This window comes from Burkholderia sp. Ac-20379 (assembly GCF_017104645.1).
Lineage (GTDB): Bacteria > Pseudomonadota > Gammaproteobacteria > Burkholderiales > Burkholderiaceae > Burkholderia.
Genome location: NZ_JAAGPF010000348.1, coordinates 1 through 7401 on the forward strand (window position 1 = coordinate 1; position 7401 = coordinate 7401).

The window sequence follows — 7401 nt, forward strand, 5'->3', positions numbered from 1 at the left end:
TGCCGGCCCTGGATGATCAGTCACTGAACCCCGCGCGGGGCCGCGCGCCCCGCGCACCGGACGGAGCAAGACGATGCGACATGGCGATATTTCGAGCAGCCGCGACAGCGTCGGCGTGGCGGTGGTCAACTACCGGATGCCCCGACTGCACACGCGCGCCGAGGTGCTGGAGAACGCGCGCAAGATCGGCGAGATGCTGATCGGCATGAAGCGCGGGCTGCCGGGCATGGATCTCGTGATCTTTCCCGAGTATTCGACGCACGGCATCATGTACGACGAGGCCGAGATGGTCGAGACGGCCTCGACCATCCCCGGCGCGGAAACCGAGATCTTCTCGGCCGCCTGCCGCCAGGCCAACGTGTGGGGCGTGTTCTCGATCACCGGCGAACGCCACGAGGCACACCCGAACAAGGCGCCCTACAACACGCTGATCCTGATCGACAACCACGGCGAGATTGTCCAGAAGTACCGCAAGATCATGCCGTGGACGCCGATCGAGGGCTGGTATCCGGGCGACCGCACCTATGTGAGCGATGGCCCGAAGGGCCTGAAGATCAGCCTGATCATCTGCGACGACGGCAACTATCCCGAGATCTGGCGCGACTGCGCGATGCGCGGCGCCGAACTGATCGTGCGCTGTCAGGGCTACATGTACCCGGCCAAGGAGCAGCAGGTGATGGTGTCGAAGGCGATGGCCTGGATGAACAACACCTACGTGGCGGTGGCCAACGCGGCCGGCTTCGACGGCGTGTATTCGTATTTCGGGCATTCGGCGATCGTCGGCTTCGACGGGCGCACGCTCGGCGAATGCGGCGAGGAGGAGATGGGCGTGCAGTACGCGGAGCTGTCGGTGTCGCTGATCCGCGACGCGCGCCGCAACCTGCAGTCGCAGAACCATCTCTACAAGCTGCTGCATCGCGGCTACACGGGCACGATCCATTCGGGCGACAGCGTGCACGGCGTGGCCGAGTGCCCGTTCGCGTTCTATCGCGACTGGATCGCCGATCCGCAGAAGGCGCGCGCGGCCGTCGAGGCCCTCACGCGACCGATGCCGGGCACGCCCGAGTGCCCGGTGGCGGGGATTCCGCACGAGGCGGACGGGAACCTGCGCTGACGTGTCGAAGCGCGCCGGCGGGCGCTTCAGCCTGCCGCGCTCGCGTTTCCGCCGTCGCCGTCGCCGCGATAGCCGAGCTTGGCTGAAATCGTCTGCCCGGCCTGCTTGAGCAGCGCCACGTAATGCGGCTTGGTGTCGGCGCCGCAGCGCATGGTCGGAAACGAGATCGACAGCCCCGCGATCGCGCGGCCGAAGCGGTCGAACACCGGCACCGCGAGGCACACGAGGCCGTCTTCCTGCTCCTCGTTGTCCTCGCCGTAACCCTGTTCGCGCACGTGCGGAAGAATGCTCCAGACGGCTTCGGCCGAGGCCAGCGTCTTCGGCGTGGACTTGCGGAACACCACGCGCGCGAGCGCCTCGCGCGCCTCGTCGGGCGCCATCCACGCCAGCAGCACCTTGCCGATCGCGGTGCTGTAAAGCGGGTTGGTGCGGCCGATCCGCGAATGCATGCGCAGCCCGTAATCGGCGTCGATCTTGTGGATGTAGATGATGTGATCCTCGTCGAACGCGCCCAGGTGCAGCGCCTCGCGCGTGAGGCGGCCGATGCGGCGCATCTCGATGTCGGCCTCGCGCACCAGGTCGACGCTGTCGAGCGCCTGCGCGCCGAGCTCGAACAGGCGGATGGTGAGGCGGTAGCGCTCGGTTTCGTCCTCCTGCGCGACGAAGCCGAGCGTCTTCAGCGTCTGCAGGAAGCGGTGCACGGTGGTCTTGGACATGCCGAGCCGCTGCGACAGCTCGCTGATGCCGATCGGGCCGTGCGCGCCGAGCGCTTCCAGCACGGCGAACACCTTGCCGGCGGCCGAGGCCGATTCGGCCTTGTCGCCGTCGTCGTTTCGCGCCCCGGACGCAGCCTCGTCCTTCCGGCGCCTGAGCATCGCTTCCATGTGCAGACCGTCCTTCGAATGTGAATCAGGCGAGAGCATAGCGTGTCCGGGCGGGGAGTTGAATCAGCGGGCCAGCCAGCCGCCGTCCACCGCCAGCGTGTGGCCGTGCACGTAATCGGAGGCCGCCGACGCGAGGAACAGCACCGGCCCGGCCAGATCCTCGGGTGCGCCCCAGCGTCCGGCCGGAATCCGGCCGAGGATTTCCTCGTTGCGCTGCGCATCCTCGCGCAACTGCGCGGTGTTGTTGGTCGCCATGTAGCCGGGCGCGATCGCGTTGACGTTGATGCCGCGCGCGGCCCATTCGTTGGCGAGCAGGCGCGTGAGGCCGAGCACGCCGCTTTTAGACGCCGTGTACGACGGCACCCGCACGCCGCCCTGGAACGACAGCATCGACGCGACGTTGATGATCTTGCCGCGGCCGTCCTGCCGCACGAACTGCTTCGCCGCGGCCTGCGCGAAGAAGAACACCGTCTTCAGGTTGGTGTCGATCACGGCGTCCCAGTCGGCCTCGGTGAATTCGAGCGCGTCGTTGCGGCGGATGATGCCGGCGTTGTTGACGAGGATGTCGATGCGGCCGAACGCCTCGACGCTGGCGGCGATCACGTCGTCGATCGGCGCGATGCGCGACAGATCGGCGCGCAGATCCAGGAAGCGGCGGCCGAGCGCTTCGACGCGCGCGAGCGTGTCGGCCGGCGCGCCGCGGTTGACGCCGACGATGTCGCAGCCGGCCTGCGCCAGCGCCACCGCCATGGCGGCGCCGAGCCCGGTGTTGCAGCCGGTCACGAGCGCGACCCTGCCGCTCAGGTCGAAGGGGGAGGCGGATGTCACGGTTCGATTCTCGAGGCTCATGAGGCTTAGCGCAGCGCGGCGACCGCGACGTGATCCATGTCCTTGAACACCTGGTTCTCGCCGACCATGCCCCAGATGAACGTGTAGGCGCGCGTGCCGACGCCGGAGTGGATCGACCAGCTCGGCGAGATCACGGCCTGCTCGTTGTGCACCAGCAGATGGCGCGTTTCGGTCGGCTCGCCGCACATGTGGAACACCGCCGCGTCGTCCTGCATGCCGAAATAGAAATACACCTCCATGCGCCGCTCGTGCGTGTGGCACGGCATGGTGTTCCACAGGTTGCCCGGTTCGAGCTTTGTCATGCCCATCGAGAGCTGGCAGGTCTGCACCACTTCCGGAACGATGAACTTGTAGATCGTGCGGCGGTTGCTGGTGGACGGATCGCCGAGCGTTTCGGGCGAGGCCTGCGCCAGCGTGACGACGCGCGTGGGGTAGGCGGTGTGGGCCGGCGCGCAGTTCAGATAGAACTTCGCGGGGCGGCTCGCGTCGTCGCTGCCGAACGCCACCGATTGCGCGCCCTGGCCGATGTAGATCGCCTCCTCGAAGCGCACCGCGTGGCGCGTGCCGTCCACGTCCACCCAGCCGTCGCCGCCGATGTTGATCGCGCCCAGCTCGCGCCGCTGCAGCAGGTAATCGACGCCGATCGACTTGCCGAGCGAGGCCGGCACCTCCACCGCGCGCGTGGCGGGGAACGCGCCGCCGACGATGATCCGGTCGATATGGCTGTAGGTCAGTTGCAGCGCATCCGGCTCGAACACCTTCTCGACCAGGAAATGCCGGCGCAACCCGGCCGTATCGAGGGTTTTCGCGTGCTCGCTGTGAATCGCCTGCCTGACTTCCATCTGCTGTCTCCGTGGGGATCGTGACGCGGGCTGCCGCGCTCGGCGGCACCCGCGGGTGTTCCGGCATTAGAGCACATTCGAAAAATAATCGGAACATCGTTCCAACTATTTTTCGGAGGCGCCGGAAAGTGCGGCGTGCCTCGAAGTATGGGCCTTGTCGTGTTGCAGGGTTAACCGCGATGGGAGTCGATATGAGAATGGAATAACGTTCCGAAATCACGTCAGGAGACGACGGATTCGATAACGGGCGCATGCGTCCAGGGATGGAGAACCCAGTGAAAATCAAGAAATTCATCGACCGCGTGCCGGGTGGGCTGATGCTGGTGCCGATGGTGCTCGGCGCCTGCGTCCACACGTTCGCGCCCGATTCGGGGAAATACTTCGGCTCGTTCACCAACGGGCTGATTTCGGGCACGGTGCCGATTCTGGCGGTGTGGTTCTTCTGCATGGGCGCGACCATCGACCTGCGCGCCACCGGCGTGGTGCTGCGCAAGTCCGGCACGCTGGTGCTGACCAAGACGCTGGTGGCGTGGCTCGTCACGCTGATCGCGGCGCGCTTCATTCCGGGCGACGGCATCCAGAGCGGGGTGTTCGCGGGGCTGTCGCTGCTGGCGATCGTCGCCTCGATGGACATGACCAACGGCGGCCTGTATGCAGCCGTCATGCAGCAGTACGGCACCCGCGAGGAGGCCGGGGCGTTCGTGCTGATGTCGCTCGAATCGGGGCCGCTCGTCAGCATGACGATTCTCGGCGCGACCGGGGTGGCGGTGTTCGAGCCGCGGCTGTTCGTGGGCGCGGTGCTGCCGTTCCTGATCGGCTTCGCGCTCGGCAACCTCGACCGCGACCTGCGCGATCTGTTCGGCCGCTGCGTGCATCCGCTGATTCCGTTCTTCGGCTTCGCGCTTGGCAACGGCATCGATCTGCACGTGATCGCGACGAGCGGCATTCCGGGCATCTTCCTGGGCCTGGCCGTGATCGTCGTCACCGGCATTCCGTTGATCCTGGCCGACCGCTTCATCGGCGGCGGCAACGGCACGGCGGGCATCGCGGCGTCCTCCACGGCGGGCGCGGCGGTGGCGAACCCGGCGATCATCGGCGAGATGGTGCCGCGCCTGAAGCCGCTGGTGCCGGCCGCCACGGCCACGGTGGCCACCGCGTGCCTGATCACGGCGATCCTGGTGCCGATCGCCACGGCGATCTGGGCGCGGCGCTTCGCGAAGCCGGTGCAGGCCGGCGAGGCGGCGGCGGGCGAGGCGGGGCTGCATCAGGTTGGCGTGTCCGCGCATCAGCAGGGGCATATCTGATTCGATCGATCGACGGCGCGCGCCGCGGGTGGGCGGCGCGCCGGTTGCGGGGCTGGACGCCGGAGCGTGGTTGGCTCCGGCGTTGTGCTTTGATGAGCGCGACGTGCCGACGTGCCGACGTGCCGACGTGCCGACGTGCCGATGCGTGCATCAGCGCCGCAGCGCCGCGCAAATTTGCTATCGTCCGGGCTTGTCCGTTGCGCTACACGCCCTTGCCATGACCGACCGCATCGTTGCCGCCTTCGATTTCGACGGCACAATCACCACCGGCGACAGCTTTCGCCACTTCGTGCAGCAGGCCGTCGGCCCGATCCGCTTCGCCTGGGCCGGCCTGCGCGCGCTGCCGTGGATCGTCGCGATGAAGGCCGGCTGGATCTCGCGCGGCGCGGCCAAGGCGCGCTTCGCCTGGTTCGCGTTCGGGCCGGTCGCGCAGGCCGAGCTCGACGCGCGCGCCGCACGGTTCGTCGCCACCGAGCTGCCGCGCCTGGTGCGGCCCGAGATGCTCGAACGCGTGCGCGAACATCGGGCGCGCGGCCATACGGTGGTGCTGGTCAGCGCGTCGCCGTCGCTGTATCTGGAGAAATGGGCCGCGACGGCCGGTTTCGACGCCGTGCTCGCCACGCGCCTCGCGTTCGAGGGCGGGCGTTTCGCCGGCCGCTTCGACGGCGAGAATTGCTGGGGGCCGCAAAAGGTGGTGCGGCTCGCCGCGTGGTGGGGCGCGCAGCCGCCGGCGAAGCTGTTCGCCTACGGCGACAGCCGCGGCGACAAGGAGATGGCCGAGCGCGCCGACTGGTCGTGGATTCGCGGCCAGGGGCCGATGGGCGCGATCGACGGCTGAGGCCGGTGCGGCCGCGCGCGCCGGCCGCGGACGAAAAAAAGCCCGCACCGTTTCCGGTGCGGGCTTTTTCATGGCGCGTCGCGATCCGGGCGCACGCGGCGCCCGGCGCGGGCTCAGGACTGCTGGGCCGGCTTGTCGGTGCCGATGCGCGAGTAGCGGTTCAGGATCGGGATCATCTGCGCGTAGACCTTCGGGTTCGCCGCGACGATCTCGTTGCGGTCGAGGAAATCCGATTCGCCGTGGTAGTTGCCCACCAGGCCGCCGGCTTCGGTGATCAGCAGGCTGCCCGCGGCGATGTCCCACGCGTTGATGCCTTGCTCGAAGAACGCGTCGAGGCGGCCCGCGGCGACGTTCGCCAGATCGAGCGCGGCCGCGCCCGGGCGGCGCAGGCCCGTGCAGGCTTGCGTCATTTCCATGAACAGGCGCGTGTATTCCTCGAGGCCGTCCTTTTCGCGGAACGGGAAGCCGGTGCCGACCAGCGCGTCCGCCAGGCGGTCGCGGCGGCCGACGCGGATGCGGCGGTCGTTCAGGAACGCGCCGCGGCCGCGGGTGGCGGTGAACAGGTCGTTCTTGTTCGGATCGTAGACGACGGCTTGCTGGATCACGCCGCGATGCGCGAGCGCGATCGAGACGCAGTAGTACGGGAAGCCGTGGATGAAATTGGTGGTGCCGTCGAGCGGATCGATGATCCAGACGTATTCGGATTCGTTGTCCGACTTACCCGATTCCTCGGCCAGGATCGCGTGATCGGGGTAGGCCGTCTTGAGCGTGTCGATGATCGCGTCTTCCGCGGCTTTGTCGACTTCCGTGACGAAATCGTTGTGCTGCTTCTTGCGGATCTCGATCATGTCGAGATCGAGCGAGGCGCGGTTGATGATCTGCCCGGCGCGACGCGCAGCCTTGACAGCAATGTTGAGCATGGGATGCATGAGCCTGGATCCTGTAGCCGGCGGCATGAGGCCGCCACAAAGGTGAACTGAACCGGCGAAGCGCCGCCCGGCAAGGCTGGGCGGACGTTTCGTCGACGGAAGACGCGAATTGACAAAGAACGGGGCGCTGGCGCTGTGCCGTTGCCCACTGCCTTGACGGGCCGAGGGCGAGCGCGAAAGCGGCATTTTACCCGAGTCGGAGCGTTTTTCCGACCGCCGCGTGGCATAAGCCGTTCGGCCGGCTGGGATTGGTGTGGCGTTGGCGCTACCATTACGCCCGGTTCTCATGTTCTCGGTCGGATCTATCACGTTGGAAACCTCGCATCCCATCCCCGCCATGCCTTCGGGCCCCGATTCCGGTTTCGATCCGGGCGTCGCGTTTGCCGCCGCGCGCTTCGTGCTGGTCGAGCCGAGCCACCCCGGCAACGTCGGCGCGGCGGCCCGCGCGCTCAAAACCATGGGCCTCTCGCGGCTGGTGCTGGTCGCGCCGCGCGTGGCCGACGTGCTGGCCGATCCGGACGCCGTTGCCATGGCGAGCGGGGCGGACGACGTGCTGGCCGCCACCCGCATCGTGGCCACGCTCGACGAGGCGCTGGCCGGCGTGCAGTGGTCGGTCGCGCTCAGCGCGCGCAGCCGCGAAT

8 protein-coding genes are annotated in these 7401 nt (G+C 68.0%); 4 read left to right on the top strand and 4 right to left on the bottom strand.

Annotated elements, in window-relative coordinates; all coding sequences use genetic code 11:
- Positions 1-73: 73 nt before the first annotated feature.
- Complete coding sequence (locus G3N92_RS28455; RefSeq protein WP_206130912.1) at positions 74-1114, top strand: aliphatic amidase; 1041 nt, start codon at positions 74-76, stop codon at positions 1112-1114.
- A 26-nt stretch (positions 1115-1140) separates the two neighbouring features.
- On the opposite strand, the gene kdgR is transcribed toward G3N92_RS28455, so the two are convergent.
- From kdgR to kduI, 3 genes are all read right to left on the bottom strand, one after another.
- A complete protein-coding gene (kdgR, locus tag G3N92_RS28460; protein ID WP_206130913.1) occupies positions 1141-1998 on the bottom strand; it encodes a DNA-binding transcriptional regulator KdgR in 858 nt (285 codons plus the stop codon).
- 63 nt (positions 1999-2061) lie between these two features.
- On the bottom strand, positions 2062-2826 hold the full coding sequence (gene kduD, locus G3N92_RS28465) for a 2-dehydro-3-deoxy-D-gluconate 5-dehydrogenase KduD (protein WP_339385827.1): 765 nt from the start codon (positions 2824-2826) through the stop codon (positions 2062-2064).
- 26 nt (positions 2827-2852) lie between these two features.
- Positions 2853-3689, bottom strand: coding sequence for a 5-dehydro-4-deoxy-D-glucuronate isomerase (gene kduI, locus G3N92_RS28470; protein WP_206130915.1), 837 nt, complete (start codon positions 3687-3689; stop codon positions 2853-2855).
- A 275-nt stretch (positions 3690-3964) separates the two neighbouring features.
- Between kduI and kdgT the strand changes: the two genes are divergently transcribed.
- Positions 3965-4993: a 2-keto-3-deoxygluconate transporter gene (gene kdgT / locus G3N92_RS28475; protein ID WP_206130916.1), complete on the top strand. Its 1029-nt coding sequence runs from the start codon at positions 3965-3967 to the stop codon at positions 4991-4993.
- Between the two features lie 217 nt (positions 4994-5210).
- Positions 5211-5831 (top strand): HAD family hydrolase, encoded by a 621-nt coding sequence (locus G3N92_RS28480; protein ID WP_206130917.1) that lies wholly within the window; start codon positions 5211-5213, stop codon positions 5829-5831.
- Positions 5832-5944: 113 nt separating this feature from the next.
- Here the strand turns inward: G3N92_RS28480 and G3N92_RS28485 are convergent, their stop codons facing one another.
- Positions 5945-6760, bottom strand: coding sequence for an inositol monophosphatase family protein (locus G3N92_RS28485; protein WP_206130918.1), 816 nt, complete (start codon positions 6758-6760; stop codon positions 5945-5947).
- Between the two features lie 337 nt (positions 6761-7097).
- Here G3N92_RS28485 and G3N92_RS28490 point away from each other — a divergent pair.
- Positions 7098-7401: TrmH family RNA methyltransferase (locus G3N92_RS28490; protein ID WP_277396206.1), on the top strand; the 304-nt coding region annotated here is incomplete at its 3' end.